The sequence below is a fragment of the Promicromonospora kroppenstedtii DSM 19349 genome, assembly GCF_000515355.1.
Lineage (GTDB): Bacteria > Actinomycetota > Actinomycetes > Actinomycetales > Cellulomonadaceae > Promicromonospora > Promicromonospora kroppenstedtii.
In genome coordinates this window covers 38,208-39,947 of record NZ_KI911743.1, presented here as the reverse complement: position 1 = coordinate 39,947, position 1,740 = coordinate 38,208, and the positions used below count along the sequence as shown (strand labels likewise).

General features: G+C 71.6%; 3 protein-coding genes. 2 read left to right on the top strand and 1 reads right to left on the bottom strand.

What is annotated here, in order from left to right; all coding sequences use genetic code 11:
* Positions 1-445: aminotransferase class V-fold PLP-dependent enzyme (locus PROKR_RS24140; RefSeq protein ID WP_036968741.1), on the top strand; the 445-nt coding region annotated here is incomplete at its 5' end.
* Between the two features lie 43 nt (positions 446-488).
* Complete coding sequence (locus tag PROKR_RS38020; RefSeq protein WP_342665906.1) at positions 489-887, top strand: sulfurtransferase TusA family protein; 399 nt, start codon at positions 489-491, stop codon at positions 885-887.
* A 181-nt stretch (positions 888-1,068) separates the two neighbouring features.
* On the opposite strand, the gene erpA is transcribed toward PROKR_RS38020, so the two are convergent.
* A complete protein-coding gene (gene erpA / locus PROKR_RS24130) occupies positions 1,069-1,422 on the bottom strand; it encodes an iron-sulfur cluster insertion protein ErpA (RefSeq protein ID WP_020014294.1) in 354 nt (117 codons plus the stop codon).
* Positions 1,423-1,740 lie beyond the last annotated feature (318 nt).

The following is a 1,740-nucleotide window of genomic DNA, read 5'->3' as shown; positions in this document are numbered from 1 at the left end:
GGGCGGCGTGAGCGTGCCGCTCGCGTTCGCCGCCGCGGTGGCGCTGCAGGCCGTCGAGTCCGACCGCGTGGCGCAGGACGCACGGCGCCGGGCCCTCGTGGAGCGTGTGCGTGCCGAGGTGGCGCGCATCCCCGACGTCGAGGTGGTGGGCGACCCGGACGGCCGGCTCCCGCACGTCGCCACGTTCTCGTTCCTCTACGTGGACGGCGAGGCGCTGGTGACGGAGCTGGACCGGCACGGGTTCGCCGTCGGCTCCGGCTCGGCGTGCACCGCGAGCACGCTGGAGCCATCGCACGTGCTGGGGGCGATGGGCGTGCTCACGCACGGCAACGTGCGGATCGCCCTCGACCGGTCCACCACGGCCGAGGAGGTCGAACGGTTCCTCGCGGTACTGCCCGGCGCGGTGGCACGGGTCCGCGAGATGCTGGGTGTCGGCGGACTCTGACCCCTCGCACGTGTCAGGCGCCCGGGTCACTAGAGTGGCCTGTGTGTCTGACACGCTGGTGGACGCTCGCGGGCTGCGCTGCCCGCTGCCCGTGATCCGGCTCGCCGCGGCCGCGAAGGACCTGCCGGCGGGCACCGAGCTGACGGTCCTGTCGACCGACCCGGCCGCCAAGCACGACGTGCCGGCCTGGTGCCGCATGCGCGGCCACGAGCACGTGGGAACCCGGGAGCACCGGGCTTGGGGTCCGCGACACGACGTCGGCAGCGGCGCCGACGTCGGAAGCAACGACAGGATCGGGCGCGACGACAGGATCGGGCGCGCCGGCAGGATCGGGCGCGACGACAGGATCGGGCGCGACGACAAGGTCGGGCGCGCCGTCGGCGGCGACGAGGACTGGGACGAGGACTGGGACGGCTGGGCCGTCACGGTCCGGCTCGGCTGACGCGCGCCTCTCCCCTTTGAGGCCTAAGTTTCTTCGCTTTGGAGCTGTCCAAAGCGAAGAAACTTAGGCCTCAAAGGGGATGGCGACCCGAGGCGTCCCGGGACGACGACGACGAAGGGCCGGCCACCATGATGGTGACCGGCCCGTCGTGCCGAGAACGTCGCTCAGCGGGAGGCTGCGATCAGGAGAACGACCCGCCGCAGGCGCATGCGCTGCCCGCGTTCGGGTTGTCGATCGTGAAGCCCTGCTGCTCGATGGTGTCCTTGAAGTCGATCGTGGCGCCCTCGAGGTACGGCACGCTCATCTTGTCCACGACGACCTCGACGCCGTCGTAGTCGCGCAGAGCGTCCCCGTCGAGCACCCGCTCGTCGAAGTAGAGCTGGTAGATCAGCCCGGAGCAGCCACCCGGCTGCACCGCGACGCGAAGGCGCAGGTCGTCGCGGCCCTCCTGCTCGAGCAGGCTACGGACCTTGCCCGCGGCGACGTCGGTGACGTTGACGCCGTGGGTAGCGATGTCCGTGGTGGTGTCGGTCATGTCATCTCCCGATCGTGTTCGACATACCGGTAGTCGATCCTTGAACGTTGCCAACCCATCGGCTGGTCCGTCTGTTCCCGCTTGCCGGTCTGTTCTCAGATCGTACGCCCACGTACCGGCTGATCCCATCACCGTCCGGGATGCGCGTCGCCGTCCGCGGCCTCAGCGCGCCCAGCCCGGCGACCAGGTCCGGGCCACGCGGGCCAGGTCGTCGCCGGCCACCTCGTGCACCCCGCTCAGGCCCGCCGTCGACCACTCCCGCCTGCTCACCTCGCTGCGGCCGGTGACCACGACCACCGGCACCGCGTGCGGCGCGGC

What these genes read in the sequence shown, in the direction of transcription:
- erpA (WP_020014294.1), bottom strand. Translation starts at nt 1,422, where the DNA reads ATGACCGACACCACCACGGACATCGCTACCCACGGCGTCAACGTCACC.